Genomic DNA, 17097 nt, shown 5'->3' with positions numbered 1-17097 from the left:
CCGCGCCCTCCCACCACGGCTGCTGCGTCGCCTACACCCTCATCTGGGAAGAGCCATGAATGGGTCCGGGTGATGGGGCTGCCCCTGTGGGTTCTTGCGATTCCTGTGTCCTTGCCGGTGTGTTCGATCAGGTCGAGTGCCTGCGGCGCTCAGATCTGCGAGGTCCGGGATCGTGCTCATGTGTCAAGTCTTGCCGGGACCACTGCACTGTCCGGAGTCCCTGCGAGCCGAACACGTACCTGGCATGCGAGGTCCTCGAGGATCCTGAGTCCTTGAACGCCAGAATCGGTTGCAGGAAGTCACCGGCCTGCTGAGGCTCATCGGCGCCGGAGCACTCACCTCTCACTACGAGTGGCGCGTCGGGGAGGCGTGAGCCCCCTCGCCCCAACCAAACGAGCCATTCACCGGCCATCACTGCTCGGATGTCAATCGGCATTGCACTGGTAGAGGTTCGAGATGGACGCGTCCGTGACCTCGGAGCAGTTCTCCTGCACCCACTCGCGGATCTCGGTCGAGGTACTCGAACTGCTGCTGGAATTGCCCGGCATGCCGCCCATGCCGCCGGCCGTGGGGGCGTTGCTCATCTGACCGAATGCGTTGGACGTTCCGGTCGTGCCATCGCCGCCTCCCGAGGCTGACAAGCCATCCCTGCCCTCGGAGAGGAGCACGTACTTGAGCTGTCCGGACGCCACCATCCTCGTGAACTGGTCCAGGGTGGGCACGGGATCACTACCGCTCCAGCCGCCGATCGGCAGCACCGACTGACCACCTGATTCGATGATGAGATTGGCCGCACTCTGGGCGCCGAACACCGCCACGAGGTATTTCGCGTTGCCCTTGTTCTTCTCCAGGTAACTCAGCGCCTGGGTGGAGGCGCCACCCTGTCCGCCGCCTGTACCGCTCATGCCGCCTGTGCCGTTCTGCATGCTGCCGCTGCCGTCCTGCACACCCCCCAGGCCGCCCTGGCCATTGCCCGTCCCATCGGGGGCACCACCCCTTCCGCCTTGACGATTGGCCATGCCACCTCGGGTGCCGCCCATGCCACCCTGACCTCCCGGGCCACCACCTGCGCCGCCGGAGCCGCCCATCTCCGCCACGCCTCCAGCCACCGGATTCATGTCGCTCGGGTGTGCGAGAGTCACCCCCGACCAGACAGCAGGAGTCAGGAGCAGACCGCCGAGCACCAGCAGAGTCGTCCAGATTCGGATGAGACCACCACGTCGGCGTTCCCAGATGATGAGCCCGATGGCCGCCGCAGCGAGCACGATCTGCACGATTGCGACCGGGATGGAGTATCCGCGATGGACGAACGCAATGCCGAGCGCCGTCAGTGCGGCCACGCCGAGCACTGAGATCTGCGGCCAGCTGACGCCCCGCTGCCGGGCCACACCGAAGGCCAGTCCCACTGTCAGCGCCATGGGCACAGAAAGTGCAGCTGTGTAGAACTGGTGCATTCCGGCCACCGCGGAGAACATCACGAAGAAGGTGACCAACCACACGCACAGGAAAACGGTGAGTGCGCGATTCCAGCGCAGCACCGCAAGGATCACGATGCCGAGAATCGCCGCCGGGATCAACCAGGCGATCTGCCCGGCGAGCTGTTCATTGAACAGCCGGAACACGCTCGCGGATCCGGAGAATGGGGGAGTGAATGAGTTGTAGGCATCGGAATCGGTGCCACTCGACCCGAAGCGGCCCAGGCCGTTGTAGCCGAAGACCATTTCCCATGCACTGTTGTGCAGCGTGCTGCCGATGTAGGGCCGGCTGCTCGCCGGGACGAGGGACACGATGACGATCCAGAAGAGCGACAAGGCCACGCTCACGATTGCTGCCACTGCCGCCTGCCAGAGCTTTCGCAAGAATGCCTGCCGAGTGAACAAATAGGCCAGCGTCAGGGCCGGCAACACCGCCCATGCCTCCAGCATGTAGGTCTGGAAGGATGCCGCGACGCAGACACCGGCAACCATCAACCACCGGAAGCTGCCTCGTTGCAGTGCCTTCGCCGCAGCCCATGCCGTGAGGGCCAGTCCCAGCACGAAGAAGGTTTCAGGCTGGTTCGAGCGCGACACCGCCACCAGAATCGGGGTGACGGCGACGGCGGCACCGGCGAGGATTCCGGCTGTCGGGTTCACCAGGCGTTTTGCTGTGATGGCCACCAACAGGGTTGCACCGACCGCGGCGAGAGCATTCGGCAAGATCACCGTGAGAGTGGAGAATCCGAACACCTTGACGAACAGCGCTGGAATCCAGAACGAACCGGGAATCTTGTCCAGGGTCACCGTGCCTGCAGGGTCGAAGGAGCCGAAGAAGAAGTTGGACCAGTTCTGGCTCATCGACAGCGCGATCGACGCATAGTAGTCCGAACGAGAGCCCGACCAGACACCCCAGGTCGTGAGGCCGATCGCGCAGAGGGCGAGAATGAGCAGACCGGTTCGCCACGCGTTCCAGTGCGGAAGTCGGGAGCGCCCTGTCAGTGCAGCCTGCGATGGTGGAACTGACGCGGGTGTCTTGGCCGATGGGGCTATTGCGGTCATGCGCAGAAGTCAATCTCGGCACCCGTGGTCTCGTCTTGGTGGTTGCTGTGAATCGTCTGTACCGGCATCGGTATTCTCATCACTGGTGTGTCGGGAAGTCTGGTCGACGTCGCTGTCGGCTGCCCGGTCGACAAGAGTCGACCACAGGAGATCCAGTGCCCCACCTGCCCCGCAGCTTCCGCTCGGTTCGTCAACGCACCCGACGCTGGGTGGTGCTGGAGACCTCCAGCGGCCTTCTGCTGGTGATCGCCACCTGTGTGGCCCTGGTCTGGGCCAATTCGCCGTGGTGTGATCTGTATTTCTCCTTGTCCCAGTGGAGTTTCGGGCCGACTGCGGTGCATCTGCACCTCCCGCTGTCGGTATGGGCCACCGATGGGCTGCTCGCCGTCTTCTTCTTCGTGGTCGGCGTGGAACTCAAATACGAAGTGGTCGCGGGGAGCCTCCGGCGGCTCCGCGAGGCGGCGGTTCCGGTGCTGGCCGCAGTCGGCGGCATGATCGTCCCTGCTGGCATCTTCAGCCTCATCGTGCTGGGTACCGGGGACGTGGGTGCGCTGCACGGTTGGGCGATCCCCACGGCCACCGACATCGCCTTCGCCCTGTCGGTGATGGGCCTGTTCGGGCGGGGATTGCCGAGATCGCTGCGAACCTTCCTCATGACGCTTGCCGTGGTCGATGACCTGCTCGGCATCATCGTGATCGCCGTCTTCTACACCTCCGGAACAAACCTGTTCATGCTCGCGGCAGCGGTGGCCGCCGTGGCGGTATTCGGCATGTCGGTGCGGACCCGCCGCCCTTCCTGGATTCTGCTGACCTGTCTCGCCCTGCTGGCGTGGGGGTTCATGCATGCATCGGGGGTGCACCCCACCATCGCCGGCGTGCTGCTCGGGTTCACAGTTCCCGCACGCGGAGTGCACGGCGAAGCCGAACCGAGGACGCATCGATTCGGTGAGGTGGTCGGGCCCTTCTCGTCGGGAGTTGCGCTTCCCGTCTTCGCCTTCTTCGCAGCCGGGGTCACCATCGTGGGCGGTGGCGACGCTGCGGTCTGGTCGCAACCACTGGTGTGGGCAGTCATCGCCGCACTGGTCATCGGTAAACCTCTCGGAGTGCTCGGCATGACGGCGCTCGTCACACGGTGCACCCCGCTGCGTTTGCAGGCCCCGACCAGTCTGCGTGACCTGGTGTCTGTCGGCCTGGTCACCGGGATGGGGTTCACCGTGTCGATGCTCATCGCGCAGTTGTCATTCCCGGACGGCGAGGAGATCAGGGCGGCGAAGATCGGAATCCTTCTCGGCTCACTCATCGCAGCACTGCTGGCCGCCGCTGTGATGCGCCGCGATGCACACCATCGATGGGCCGCAGCAGAATCGTCCGGGACCACCTGATCGGCAGGTCTCGCGCACCTGCCTCGTCGCTACAGTGATGTTCAGCCTCCGGTTCCCCAGGCGTGACACTGGGTCATTCCGGAAAGTGACACGGGCATGGTCCCTCACCGTCCGAGATGCTCCATGCCGCAGAGAACTCAATGTCCCAGAGAACCGAATGTCCCAGAGAGGAGACATCATGTGCCGCTGGCTGGCCTACCTCGGAAGTCCGATCCCCATCGGGGATGTGCTGCTCAAGCCGAATCACTCGCTCATCGACCAGAGTCTGGTGGCGCGGGAGCTCTATGTTCCCTGTGCCGGTACATCTCCGGTGCGCTACCGCCCGGAGCCGACCAACGGCGACGGTTTCGGAATCGCCTGGCAGGGGCGGGCGGGCATCATGGCGCAGTACCGTCAGACCTCACCGGCCTGGGACTCCCAGAATCTGCGTCATCTGGCCGTGCAGATCGAGTCCGGCTGCTTCTTCGCCCATGTGCGCTCGGCGCCCGGGGGGTCGATCTCCGACCAGAACTGCCATCCCTTCGTGCACGACGGCTGGGCCTTCCAGCACAACGGGGAGATCCGCGATTTCGCGGTGGTCAAGCGCGAACTCACCTTCGACGTCGATCCGCAGCTGTACCCCTACATTCTCGGCAGCACCGACTCCGAGGTGTGCTTCTTCTTGGCTCTGACCTATGGCCTCGCCAGCGATCCTGTTGCGGCGTTCAACCGGATGGTCACCCGGGTGGAGCGAGCACGCAAGGAGCACCAGCTCGCCGAGTCATTCCGTGCCACCATGTGCGCCTCCGATGGCGACCGGCTCGTCGTGCTGCGCTGGGTGAGCCCCGATGCTTCGGACGAGCGGGCACCCTCGCTCTTCCATTCCACTGGCGCGCAGAGTCTGCGCGCAATCGACGGTTCTGCCACCTACCTTCCGGAGGATGCGCAACTCGTGGTCTCCGAGCCCTTGGAGCTGCACTGGAGCAGGCGTACCTGGCGTGCGATTCCCGATGGCACGATAAGCGTCTTCGAGACGGGCAGGGAGCCAGTCTTCTCACCGGTGGAACTGGCTGCATGAGCCGGTGAATGTCCAGCTCGGTCGACAGCCGGATCTCAGGCCACAGGATGTAGCACGGCCTCAGAGAGCACCGAGAGGTAGTCGTCAACTCTGCCGATCAGGATGTCGCCCACGGCCTTCATCAGCGGAAGCTTGTCCAGCAGCCCGTCGTCAAGCTGCTCGGCGAAGAGCAGCGCCAGCCGGCTGGCGACGATGCCTTCCACGCTCTGCTGCCGCTTGAGCATCTCGTCGCGCGCCTGCACAGGTGTGGCGCCGCGGCCGATGCGAAGCCCGTACTGGTAGTTGCGTCCGTTGCGCCCGGTGACCTCCAGATCGCCTGCGCCGGCGAGTCCGAAGGCGGTGTGCTCATCGCCCCCGAGGTCTTGGCCGAAGGCCGACATCTCCCGTAGTGCCTGGACGAACAAGGCCGCGCGCAGATTCGCGAGGCTGACCTCGTCGCGCTCGCCGAGGCCTTCCGCGATGCCCAGTGCGATGGCATAGAGATTCTTCAGCGGAGCGCAGACCTCGACGCCGACCTCGTCCCCACTGGGCTCGATGACGTAGACCGGAGTGGAGCAGGTCCTGGCATAGTGCTGAGCCAGCGAGATGTCATGGCAGGCGAATACCGGAGCCGTCGGCCGCCCGGTGGCGCACTCATTGGCGATCACGGGTCCTGCGATGGTGACGATCGGCGGCATTTCGGAGCCGGTCTCCGAGGCGACCCTGCGCAGGGTCTCCGACATGAGCCTCACGCGGCCGTCCTCCACCTGGCTGAAGCCCTTCGACGTGAGCCACACAGATTCCGCCGAACCGAGGTACTTCAGAATCCTGCGGGTCGTGCGTGGCACCGCGGACGACAACAGGGCCATCACCACGACGTCGGTGCCCTCCATGCATTCGCCGATCTGTCCAGGGCGGAAGAGCTTCACCTCCTCGGGGACTGGCACGCCGGTCCGCGGGTGGGCCTTGCCGGTCTCCAGCAGATCCAAGGTGGCGTCGTCGAAACGCGAGCCCCACAGCCGCACATCGCATCCAGCGTCCACCAGCGGACGACACTGCGCCGCACCCATCGCTCCCGCGCCCAAGATAGTGATCGTCGGCACCCCGGCCCCCAAGCATTCGGTCTGGGACGCACCTCGACTGTGCGTCGTCGGCCCCACGCTATCGCGCCCGCAAAGAATGAGACGGTCCTGCCACAGGCTGGCGGAGGTGGTCCGATCAGTCCTCGGAGGTCTGTCCCCGGTTGCGGGAGGCATGCTGGCACGGCGGGCTGATCGGTGTGAGTGGGCCCAAACCCAATTCGCGTTCGATGATGGCGCCGACTGCACCATCGCAATTGGCGCCTGCGATCGGATATCCCGCACGCAGCACGACAGGATGTGCACCGGCCATCACATAGGGATGCCCCACCAGGCGCAGCATCTCGAGATCATTGGGCATGTCTCCGAAGGCCATCGCCTGGTCGGGGCACAATCCCTGCTGGGCCAGCACGGCACGCAATGCCGAGGCCTTGGACACCCCGGGTGCGCTGCATTCCACGAAGCCGGCTGCACGCGAGAACGAAAAGGTGGGGTGAACCCTGCCCGCAGAGGCACGCTCGCACAGGGCGGCCAGGGGTTCGGTCGGCGTGGAGGCGGACACCGCGATCACCTTGACGACGGCATCGTGGGTGACCAGCTGGCCGAACGGCGCCAGGATCCCGGGCCGCTCCTGGTCCTGCGACTGCCCTCTCTGCACGTTCAAGAACAGTTCGTCGGCCCCCCAGCCGCCGTGCGCGAACTCCACGGCGAAGCAGGCATCCGGAACCAGGGGCACCAGATCAGTGCCGAAGCCGAATGCGTCCTGGGGTTCGATGGCCCGGTAGGTCAGCACACGTCCGCGCCCAGGATCGAGTACGAGGGCGCCGTTGCTGGCGATCAGCGTGTAGCCGATGTCCAGCAGCGGCTGCAGGAGCCCGGTCCACCGGCTCGGCCGTCCGGTGGCGAAGACGATGTGCACGCCATGGCGGGAGGCTTCCCGCACCGCCGCCACGCAGCGCGGGTGCAGACCATGGTTTGCATCCAGAAAGGTGCCGTCCAGGTCGCTGGCGACCAGCCGAATGTCGTTGAGTTGGGTGTCGTTGAGGTGGAGGTCCTTGCCGCACCCTTGAGCCGCGCGGCCCTCGCCCGGGGCGTGGTCCATCACAACTGCGATTCGGGGTTGGTGGGCGTCTGCGTCGTGGTCGCGGTTCCGGAGCCCGGCGCACCCATGGAAGGAGTTTGGACCGGGGAGTCATGACTGCCCGGAGAGGATGGCTGACCCGAGGATTCACTGGGCGACGCGGACTGCGAGTCGGACTCGCTGCCCGAGGGCGTCGGCGATTCGCTCTGGCTGGGCGAGCCCGACTGGGAGCCGGATCCGGATGGCGACTCGGACTGGTTCGGCGACGGCGAGCCGCTCTGCGGGCTGCTCTCAGAACTCGTCGACGAGCCGGTCACGGGAGCCGAGGGTGATTCCGGCGGCCTGTTCTGGAAGATCAGCACCGCGATCAGCAGAGCAAGCGAACCAAGCAGCACCATGAGCAGCCAGCTGGCCAGCAGCGGCACCCAACTGGCCCGATCCTTGTGCCCAGGCCACGGCATCGGCCAGGAACGCCACACGCCGGGACGAGAATTCCCGGCCCAGGGCAGGGTGAAGGCCGGCCCCGCCACATTGCCGAGCTGTGAGGTACCCGACAGGTCCACGGTGCGCAGCAGCCGATCCGCTTCGGCCAGCGCGGCAGGGGAGTCGTCCCAGGCCAGCGCCACCCACGGCGCGGCGGGCGAAGGATTGGCGGCTACCGGATTGTCGGGGCCGTTGCGGAACAGATGGGCCAGCCGGCCGTCGTCCTGCCCCTGACCGCCGCGCGCCACCACCGTGTCGGCGTGCATCCGGTTCACCTCGCCGGCCAGCCGGTCACGAGCCGCGGCATCCTTGGCGGCACCGTCGGCCAGCACAAGCAGCATCACATGGGGCTGACCTTCGGCATGGGCCAGATAGACCACACCGCCTGCCCGAGCCACCAGCCGCGAATCGAGCCAGAAACCGTTGATCTTCGGCGGATCGGTGGCCAGCAGGGGATAGGAGTCCACGGTCGGGGCGGGCGGAAAGGCATCTTCCCCCGTCGCTGTGGTGTTGTTCTCCGACTCGGACATCGCATCCATCTCACCACAACTACCGGGCACACCGAAGTGTGTCCCCGTTTCGCTGTGCATTGACTGTCTGCGAGCTGTGTCTTCGGGCTCAACCCGACCGGCGGGCCCGATCACCCTTCTCATGGCAGATGCCACGGGTATGGTTGCCAGCGACCCCGACCCTGTGCCCGCCAGGCATCCGAGCTGTCCAGGAGAGTTGACTTGAGCACTGACACCGAAAATCGCCTGAGTGTCCCGGACGCAGCAGCCCTGCTCGGCACTGCGATCGGCCAGGTGCAGCAGGTCATCGTCGGCCAGGAGCACATGGTCGAGCAGCTCATGGTCGGCCTGCTCTCCAAGGGCCACATTCTGCTTGAGGGCGTTCCCGGTACCGCGAAGACCCTTGCGGTGCGTACTTTCGCCACTGTGGTCGGCGGCTCCTTCGCACGCATTCAGTTCACCCCCGACCTGGTGCCCTCCGACATCGTGGGAACCCGCGTCTACTCGGCCTCCAAGGAGACCTTCGACGTCGAGCTGGGTCCGGTGTTCACCAATTTCGTGCTCGCCGACGAGATCAACCGCGCACCCGCCAAGGTGCAGTCGGCCATGCTCGAGCTGATGGCCGAGAAGCAGGTGTCCATCGCCGGAACCAGTCATCCGGTGCCCGATCCCTTCATCGTGATCGCCACCGAGAATCCCATCGAATCCGAGGGTGTCTACCCGCTGCCCGAGGCTCAGCGCGACCGCTTCCTGCTCAAGGTGGACGTGCCCTATCCCAAGGGCAACGAGGAACTCGAGATTCTGCGGCGCATGTCGGTCCGCCCCCCGTTGGCCGCCCCGGTGCTCGGCCCGGCACAGACCGAGCAGCTGCAGGACATCGCCTCCAGCGTGTTCGTGCACAACCTGGTCGCCGAGTACATCGTGCGCCTGGTGCTGGCCACCCGCGATCCTGCGCAGTTCAACATGCCCGATCTCACCAAGGTGATCCAGATCGGCTGCTCCTCCCGCGCCACGCTCGGCCTGGTGAGCGCCGCCCGTGCGGTGGCGCTCATTCACGGTCGTGACTACGTGCTTCCCACCGACGTGCAGGCTGTCGCCCTCGATGTGATGGCGCACCGGCTGATGCTCACCTTCGACGCGATCGCCGACAATGTGAACCCGGGGCAGGTCGTCGAACGCGTGCTCGCGATGGTTCCTGCTCCCACCCCGGTGTGGAACTCGCAGTCCCAGAACGCCCGGCAGACTCGCGGCCAGCAGCGTCGCGACCCCGACACTGGTCGCGCGGCGTCGTGACCTCCGGCACCCCTGACTTCGAGCCACCGCAGCAGACCGCGGGCGCGCGGGAACTCGGGGCTGTTCTCTCGGTCCTGCGGGAACCCGGCGGGCCGACACTGTCCCTGCGATCACTGGCCCCCGAAGCGGCCCTGCGTCGTCTCGAACTGACCATCGTCAGGCGTCTGGAAGGATTCCTGCAGGGCGATCACCTGGGCCTGCTGCCGGGCCCTGGTTCAGAACTCAGCGATGCCAGGGTCTATGTGCCCGGCCAGGACGATGTGCGACGGATGGACTGGGCCGTCACCGCGCGCACCACGGTTCCGCACGTGCGCGACACCACCGCCGACCGGGAACTGGAGGTGTGGGCCCTCCTGGACGCCACCCCGTCGATGAACTGGGGCACCGGTGGCGTGACCAAGCGAGACCTGGGTATCGCCGCGATCGCGACCTTCGGATTCATCAGCCAGAGCATGGGGGATCGGTTCGGTGGTCTGGTGATGCACAGCGACGGCATCACCCGTACTCCCGCCCGCGCAGGGCGCACCGCCCTGCTGGGCATGCTCGGCCGGATGCTCCAGGACCCCATCGAGCACGACCGTTCCGGCGGCACGGTCGACCTGGCCCAGGGCATCGAGGCCCTCGTGCGCGCTCAGCAGCGGCGCGGCATGCGGATCGTCGTCTCGGACTTCCTCACCCCCGGCGATGCGGAGGTCGACTCCTCGAAACCGCCGTCGTGGGAACGTGCTCTCAGGCGACTCTCGGTGCGCAACCAGGTGCTGTGCGTGCAGGTGCTCGACGCTGCCGAGATCGACTTCCCCGATGTGGGCGAGATCATGCTGCGCGACCCAGAGACCGATTTCGCGCGCTTCGTGAACACCAGCGACCGACGCTCCCGGCAAGCCATGGACCGGGCCAGCCGTGCCCAGCGCGACAGGATCACAGCAGCGATTCGGCGATCCGGTGCAGGCCATGTACTGCTGCGCACCGACCGCGACTGGGTGACCGACATCGCCCGCTTCGTGCTGACTTACCGGCGCACGGCCGCGGTGATCTCCCAACCACCGCAGGGGGCGAGCCGCTGATGGACACTGCAACGCGCGTGCTGCTGTGGGAGTTCCAGCGTCCCGGACGGCTGTGGGCCATACTCGCCGCCCCAGTGCTGGCGATCGTCTATGTGCTGATCCTGCAGTTGGCCAGGCGGCGGGGAATCCGCTACACCAACACCGGTCTCGTGGCGGCGGTCATGCCGCACCAGAACCAGTGGAAGCGTCACCTTTCGGTCGCGATGGCACTGTGCTCGCTGGTGATGATCGGCGGCGCCTGGGCCAAACCCGTGGCCGTGGTGAATGTGCCCCGCGAACGCGCCACGATCGTGCTGGTGATGGATGTCTCACGCTCAATGACAGCCACCGATGTGAGCCCCACAAGGCTCGATGCTGCGAAGAAATCGGCGACCCAGTTCGTCAGTTCGTTGCCGGCCCAGTACAACGTCTCGCTGGTGGTGCTCTCGGGGCACCCGAGCATCCTGGTGCCACCCACGGTGGACCGCGGGGTGCTCAACCAGGCGATCAGCAAACTGCAGGTCGCCGACGGCACGGCGATCGGCCAATCCCTCACCGAGGGTTTGGATGCGATCGCGCAGGCCCCGAAAGGCGAGGACGGGAAGCCTGCCCCCGGCGTGATGGTGCTGCTGTCAGACGGCGGCGAGACGTCCGGCGGAGATCCGCTGGGGGTTGCCCAACAGGCCAATGACAAGGGTGTGCCGATCTCGACCATCGCCTTCGGCACCCAGAACGGCTATGTCGATCTGGATGGCAAGCGGTACAACGTGGCTCCAGATACGGCCCTGCTCGCCAAGATCGCCCAGACCAGCGGTGGACGCGCCATGACCGCCGACAGCGCCGGTCAGCTCGACAATGTTTACAAGGACCTGCGCTCCGACGTCGGCTACGAGAAGGAACGCACCGAAGTGACCGCCCAGTGGGCGCTGTACTCGATGGCCTTCGCGGTCATCGCCAGCCTGGGAGTGGTCTCGATGGCGGCGAGGTGGCCATGATCGTCCCGATGCCCATGATCCTGCCCCTGTTGAGCTTCATGGATCCTGGCCGGCTGTGGTGGCTGGCCGTGCCGGTCGCGCTGGCCCTGCTGTACCTCGGCCTGCTCTACAAGAACCGGGCTTCGCGCGGAAGTGACGCCCTGCTGCGCCGCATCCTGCCGAGGGACGCGCTGTGGAAGCGGCATCTCTCGGTGATCGCCTCGCTCTTGTCGCTGGCCTCGTTGGTGGTTGCCTATGCCCGGCCACAGACCATGACCAATGTGCCGCGCGATCGCGCCACCATCGTCGTCGCCATCGACGTGTCGCGCTCCATGATGGCCACCGATGTCACCCCGACAAGGCTGGACGCCGCCAAGGACGGCGCAAATCAGTTCATCAACACGCTGCCGGCCAATTTCAATGTGGCATTGGTCGCCTTCGCCGGAACAGCGGAGATCAAGATGCCGCCCACCACTGACCGCAGTGCCGTGCAACGGGCGATCGATGCCTTGACCCTGCAACCCTCGACCGCCATCGGGGAGGGCATCTACACGTCACTGCAGGCACTCACCCTCGCCCCCGAGGACCCTCAGCATCCCGACGATCCGGCACCAGGCGTGATCGTGCTGCTGTCCGACGGCGCGACCAATATCGGCCGGGATTCCGCCGGTGCCGCCGAGCAGGCGAAGAAGCAGAACGTGCCCATCTACACGATCGCCTACGGCACACCGGGTGGCTATGTGTACGAGAACGGGGTGCGCCAGTCCGTGGCGGTCGACCATGCGGAACTGGCAGATGTGGCGCGGATATCTGGCGGTAAACCCTATTCGGCGGACTCGCTGGACAAGCTCTCCTCGGTCTATCGGACCATCACTCAGCAGATCGGCTACGTCAAGGAGCCGCACGAGATCACCGATCGCTACGCCGGGATAGCACTGCTTCTCGCCTTCCTGGCCGGTGTCGGCGTGATATCACTGGCGGCGAGGTGGCCGTGAGCCAGCAGGACGGGAAGACCATGACGAACATGCAGCAGGAACAGACGGAAGCAGATGCGCAGGACCAGCCGGGGAGGGACGCGGAACAGGCGGAACGGGCTGTGGAGCATCGCGTCGCCACCGTGTGGGAGCAGATCGGCCAGGCCTGCACCGCTGCCGGGAGGCCGCGGGAATCGGTGCGGCTGCTGCCGGTCAGCAAGAGGCATTCCGTCGAGGCGATGCGCCGTGTGAATGTGGTCCTTGACGCCCTGGCAGCCCGTAATGGATTGACCATCTCATCGCAGTCCGCACGGCTGTACGGCGAGAACCACGTGCAGGAGATCGTCGCGAAGTCCGGCGAGATCGGCGCCGATGAGGGCATCAGCATGGCGCTCATCGGCCATCTGCAGTCCAACAAGGTGAACGCGGTGGCAGGGCTCGTCGAAGAGTTCCAGGCTCTCGACTCCCTGAAGCTGGCGGCCAAGCTCGACAGAAAGTTGTCGTCCTTGGGACGCTCCCTGCGGGTTCTGGTGGAGGTCAACACCTCGGGCGAGGCCAACAAGCATGGTGTTCCTTTCGACCAGGCGCTGGACCTGTGCGGCCGGCTCGGCGACTTCGATTGCCTGGACGTGCAGGGCCTCATGACCGTCGCCATCAACTCACCCGATCAGGCAGTCGTGGGAGCCTGTTTCGATCGGCTGGCTGAATTGCAGAAACAGCTGCGCGACGATGCCGTGCTCAGTTCTTCCTGGCCCGAGCTTTCCATGGGCATGAGCGGTGACTTTCCGCTGGCGATTGCCCATGGCGCCACCACGGTGCGCATCGGCACGGCACTGTTCGGGCCGCGTGACTACGACCTCAACCGCTGAAGCCCACCAGTCACGATCTGAGGTTCTCCACGTGCAACGTCGGCAGATCATCGTCTGCCGGAATCCCGAACAACTGTGCGAAGAAGCTCAGTTCGCACTCCAGCACCCGGCGCCTGGTGGACGGCTTGCGGAAGCCATGCCCCTCACCTTCGAAGAGCACCAGGGCCACCGGCAGGCCACGCTCACGCACAGCATCAGCCATCGATTCCGCCTGATCGGGCGGCACCACCGGATCCTCGGCGCCCTGCATGATGAGTATCGGTGTGGCCAGCTGGTCGAGATGGTTGATGGGGGAGCGCTCCTCGAAGACCTCGCGAGCCTGCGGCCACGGCCCGATCAGCCCATCGTTGTAGTGCGCCTCGAACTTGTGGCCGCCGTCCTGCAGAGCCACCAGATCTCCGATGCCATATCTGGAGACCCCTGCGGCGAAGACATCGGAGCGGGTCAGGCAGGCGAGCACCGTGAAACCACCGGCGCTGCCGCCCATGATGACAATCCGGCGCGGGTCGGCCAGCCCACGTAGGCCGAGCATGCGCGCACCATCGAGGCAGTCATCGACATCGACTATGCCCCACTGCCCGCGCAGCCGCTCGCGATAGGCCCTGCCGAACCCGGCTGAACCGGCATAGTTCACGGCAAGCACGGCGTAACCCCTGGATGTCCAGAAAGCCACCTGCGAGCTGTACTCGTCCGTGGCAGTGCCCGTGGGCCCGGAGTGCACTGTGAGGATGGCCGGTGGCAGTTCGCCCTCAGGGCCTTGAAAATCGGCGTTGTGCGGAGGGAAGAACCATGCCTGCACCTGTCCGTGACGGCCCTCGAATATCAATGAGTCCGCCTTCGGAGTCACCGCTGGATCAGGATCTGACGCCGGGCAACGCACCGTGCTCGTGGCCCACCCGTGAGAGACGGCAGAGGATCCCTCCCCGCGCCGTGCGGCATGGTCCTGCCTCTCGCTGATCCGCACGACAGCTGGGGGGCCGCTTGGACGCTTGACAAGGGCATACAGCTGGTTTTTGCATACGGTCAGCCCGTCGACCGCTGAGAACCGCGCGATTCGCCGGGTATCGCCATCGGTCAGACTCATCTGAGCCAGCCAGCAGACCCCCTGGTCGCGCAGCTCGTAGTACACGTCGTCGTCCAGCACTGCGAAAGAGCGACGGCCCACCTGCCACATGGCCTGGTCGCCATCGAAGGGCTCCGTGACAACCGCTTCTACGCGGTCGGCGGCAGGCCACCAGCAGTGCAGATTCCACCACCCCGATTCGTCGGACATGAACAGCAGCGAGCCATCCGGCATCCAGCGGGGGTGTTGTACCGATACGCCGTTCTCGGGACGTGCCGTGCCGCCCGCCACGATGCGCGGGGATTCCACGCGCAGCGATTCCAGGCCCTGAGCCCCATCGCCCACAAGATCGGCCACCACAAGGCGCGTCGCATCCCAGGGCATCGACGGATGGTCCCATTCGATCCACGCCAGGCGTCCCTGGCCGTCCCAGGCTGGATCGGCATAGAAGTCCGCGCCGGAGGCCAGCGGCATGCCCACAGAAGGCTCTGCGCCTGCGGAAGGCCAGGGTAGGGCGACGAGTGTGGTTACGGCCTCGCCGTGGGCGCTGTGGTCCTCCCGCACCGCGAGCACACAATGCTGCTGCCCGGCGCAGGGCAGCAGCGCCGCATAGCGGTACATGTCAGACGCCGGAGTAAGGGCCACCGCCTCTCCGTCGTCAACCCGACCCATCACCTGACCGGCTGTCTGGTCGCACCACACCACGGCGCCACCGGCCGCGCCCCAGGAGCCACCGCCGTACTCATGCACCCTTGTCCGCACCGAACAGGGTGCCGGGGTCAACTCCTCGATTCGGCCATCACGCCAGCGCACCAGGGTGAGCCGGACATCTTCTCCAGGCGTCGACTCCAGCCAGTACAGGTTCTCCCCGTCGCTGCCCAGCTCACGCAGGCTCACATCGGAGGCGACCGCCTCATCGAGGGTGATCGGCGAGGGCCAGGTTCCGAACGCCACGGTGCGTCCTTGAACGGGCTGGTCGGGCGAGCACGTCATGGCCGCCACCCTAACCGCCGCACATGCGGTGGAGCGACCGAAAACAGTGAAACCAGCTTCATTGGTTGAAACCAGTTGGCGTGTCGTCGCTCAGGGGTGCACACTCAGGGGCACAACCGAAGACATCGTCCGGAAACTCGTGGACAGGCTGCTGGGGAAGGCACACCTGAACGACGAGAGGAACCGGAATGGTGAACACATTTCGTGGCGTGGTCTACATCCACTCCGCGGTGGCCGCGCTGTGCCCACACATCGAGTGGGCGATCGGCGCTGCGCTGGGTCGTGCCGAGCACTGCGAATGGACGCGACAGGGCGCCGCGCCGGGGCTGCTGCGCACCGAACTGCCGTGGTCGGGGAAGGAGGGCACCAGCGAAGCGCTCGTCTCTGCCCTGATGCGCTGCCGCGAACTGCGATTCGAGGTCACCCGTGACGCAGCCACGGGCACGGGGGAGCGATACAGCTTCACGCCCGCCCTCGGGGTGTTCCATGCCCTCACCGATGCAGCCGGCAATGTCCTTGTCGAGGAGGACCAGTTGCGCGCCGCGATCCTCCGCGAATCCCTCGGCGGCAAGGACATTCGTACTACCCTTGAGGGACTGCTCGGCGCTCCCTGGGACGACGAGCTGGAGATCTTCCGGCAGGCCGGCGAGAACTCCTCGGTTCGCTGGATGAGCCGGGCAGTCTAGCCCGGGGCCGTGCAACCAAGGGAGAGGATGCGCCGTGACGACTGCCCGGGTCGGCCATCTGGTCACTCCTGACGGTGAGCGTCTGCTGGTGCGTACCTGGTTGTCGCAGGGCACACCCAGGGCCGTTCTGCAGATCTGCCACGGCATGGCCGAGCACTCCCGCCGCTACGGCGAGTTGGCAACCACGTTGGCCGATGACGGTTGGGTCGTCGTGGCCCATGATCACCGCGGGCACGGCGGGACAGCCCGCACCCCCCAGCGGGCGGGCTGGTTCGCCCGCGAGGACGGCTGGAATGTGGTCGTCGACGACGTGCACAGGGTGCGCGCCCGCATCGCTCAGGATCACCCCGGACTGCCGGTCTTCCTGCTTGGCCATTCGATGGGAAGCCAGATCGCCCGCGACGCGGCCATCCGATGGTCGGATGAATTCGACGGGCTCGCGCTGAGCGGTCCGAATGCCGCGATGGGCTGGCGGGTCCGTCCCTCAGCCTGGGTGGCATCTCTCGTCGGTAAGGCGCGCAATCCCAGGCGCCCGTCCGTGCTGCTGGACAAACTCGGCACAGGCGGCTTCAACAAGGCGATCAAGGAGCGCCGCACCGACTTCGACTGGCTCAGTACCGACGAGGCCGAGGTGGACGCCTATCTGGCCGATCCTTGGTGCGGGTTCACATGCACCCCGAGCTTCTTCCAGGACATGATCACCGGCTCGGTCCGCGTGAATGACCAGGGCCTGGTCGGCCTGGTGCGCCCGGATCTTCCGGTGCTGGTCATGGCGGGCACCGAGGATCCGGTGGGCAAGGGTGCCGCGACGGCCCGCTCCGTGGTGAAGCAGTACCGCAAGGCCGGGCTGGACGATGTCACCCTGGAGCTGTGCGAGGGAGACCGTCACGAGGTCTTCCACGAGATCGATCGCGCCGAGAACATCGCAGTGCTGCGCGCCTGGCTCGACGAGAAACTGACCAGTTGAACCACCACTGAGAGGGGAGAAATGGCCCGCCGGGGGTGCCGGGGCGGGGCGGTGGGTGGTGGGGGCCCCCGGGGGGGGGCGGGGGGGGTGCGGGTTGGTGTGGGTGGGGGTTGGGGTTTAGGCCATGTTGG

At 66.1% G+C, this 17097-nt stretch carries 14 protein-coding genes; 9 read left to right on the top strand and 5 right to left on the bottom strand.

Features of this window, described 5'->3' with window-relative positions:
* Positions 1–425: 425 nt before the first annotated feature.
* Positions 426–2534, bottom strand: a complete 2109-nt coding sequence (locus ABF648_RS10020; protein WP_415632144.1) for an ArnT family glycosyltransferase — start codon at positions 2532–2534, stop codon at positions 426–428.
* A gap of 155 nt (positions 2535–2689) precedes the next feature.
* Between ABF648_RS10020 and nhaA the strand changes: the two genes are divergently transcribed.
* Positions 2690–3916, top strand: a complete 1227-nt coding sequence (nhaA, locus tag ABF648_RS10015; RefSeq protein WP_415632143.1) for a Na+/H+ antiporter NhaA — start codon at positions 2690–2692, stop codon at positions 3914–3916.
* A gap of 178 nt (positions 3917–4094) precedes the next feature.
* Positions 4095–4973, top strand: a complete 879-nt coding sequence (locus tag ABF648_RS10010; RefSeq protein WP_415632142.1) for a class II glutamine amidotransferase — start codon at positions 4095–4097, stop codon at positions 4971–4973.
* A 35-nt stretch (positions 4974–5008) separates the two neighbouring features.
* On the opposite strand, the gene ABF648_RS10005 is transcribed toward ABF648_RS10010, so the two are convergent.
* The 3 genes from ABF648_RS10005 to ABF648_RS09995 form a co-directional block, all read right to left on the bottom strand.
* Positions 5009–6055, bottom strand: a complete 1047-nt coding sequence (locus ABF648_RS10005) for an NAD(P)H-dependent glycerol-3-phosphate dehydrogenase (protein WP_415632141.1) — start codon at positions 6053–6055, stop codon at positions 5009–5011.
* A gap of 115 nt (positions 6056–6170) precedes the next feature.
* Positions 6171–7133 carry an HAD family hydrolase gene (locus tag ABF648_RS10000; RefSeq protein WP_415632146.1) on the bottom strand — a complete coding sequence of 321 codons (963 nt, stop codon included), beginning with the start codon at positions 7131–7133 and terminating at the stop codon, positions 6171–6173.
* Positions 7133–8125, bottom strand: coding sequence for a hypothetical protein (locus ABF648_RS09995; protein WP_415632140.1), 993 nt, complete (start codon positions 8123–8125; stop codon positions 7133–7135). The genes ABF648_RS10000 and ABF648_RS09995 overlap by 1 nt, the downstream gene beginning before the upstream one ends.
* A 201-nt stretch (positions 8126–8326) precedes the next feature.
* Between ABF648_RS09995 and ABF648_RS09990 the strand changes: the two genes are divergently transcribed.
* From ABF648_RS09990 to ABF648_RS09970, 5 genes are all read left to right on the top strand, one after another.
* Entirely contained in the window at positions 8327–9397 is a 1071-nt protein-coding gene (locus tag ABF648_RS09990; protein WP_415632139.1) for an AAA family ATPase, read from the top strand.
* Positions 9398–9471: 74 nt separating this feature from the next.
* Positions 9472–10461, top strand: a complete 990-nt coding sequence (locus tag ABF648_RS09985) for a DUF58 domain-containing protein (RefSeq protein ID WP_415632145.1) — start codon at positions 9472–9474, stop codon at positions 10459–10461.
* Positions 10461–11435, top strand: coding sequence for a VWA domain-containing protein (locus ABF648_RS09980; protein WP_415632138.1), 975 nt, complete (start codon positions 10461–10463; stop codon positions 11433–11435). The genes ABF648_RS09985 and ABF648_RS09980 overlap by 1 nt, the downstream gene beginning before the upstream one ends.
* Positions 11432–12409 (top strand): VWA domain-containing protein, encoded by a 978-nt coding sequence (locus ABF648_RS09975; protein ID WP_415632137.1) that lies wholly within the window; start codon positions 11432–11434, stop codon positions 12407–12409. The genes ABF648_RS09980 and ABF648_RS09975 overlap by 4 nt, the downstream gene beginning before the upstream one ends.
* The gene (locus ABF648_RS09970) at positions 12406–13257 is read left to right on the top strand and encodes a YggS family pyridoxal phosphate-dependent enzyme (RefSeq protein ID WP_415632136.1); all 852 of its coding nucleotides are present in this window, start codon (positions 12406–12408) and stop codon (positions 13255–13257) included. The genes ABF648_RS09975 and ABF648_RS09970 overlap by 4 nt, the downstream gene beginning before the upstream one ends.
* A 10-nt stretch (positions 13258–13267) precedes the next feature.
* Here the strand turns inward: ABF648_RS09970 and ABF648_RS09965 are convergent, their stop codons facing one another.
* Entirely contained in the window at positions 13268–15274 is a 2007-nt protein-coding gene (locus ABF648_RS09965) for a S9 family peptidase (RefSeq protein WP_415632135.1), read from the bottom strand.
* Positions 15275–15501: 227 nt separating this feature from the next.
* Here ABF648_RS09965 and ABF648_RS09960 point away from each other — a divergent pair, with 227 nt between their 5' ends.
* A complete protein-coding gene (locus tag ABF648_RS09960; protein WP_415632134.1) occupies positions 15502–15999 on the top strand; it encodes a DUF3145 family protein in 498 nt (165 codons plus the stop codon).
* A 34-nt stretch (positions 16000–16033) separates the two neighbouring features.
* Positions 16034–16966: a lysophospholipase gene (locus tag ABF648_RS09955; protein WP_415632133.1), complete on the top strand. Its 933-nt coding sequence runs from the start codon at positions 16034–16036 to the stop codon at positions 16964–16966.
* The last annotated feature ends 131 nt before the right edge of the window (positions 16967–17097 follow it).

Origin of the sequence: Propionibacterium sp. (assembly GCF_047719395.1) — a bacterium.
Classification (GTDB): Bacteria; Actinomycetota; Actinomycetes; order Propionibacteriales; family Propionibacteriaceae; genus Propionibacterium.
The sequence above is the reverse complement of the archived record's forward strand: the minus strand, read 5'-3'. Positions and strand labels throughout refer to the sequence as shown.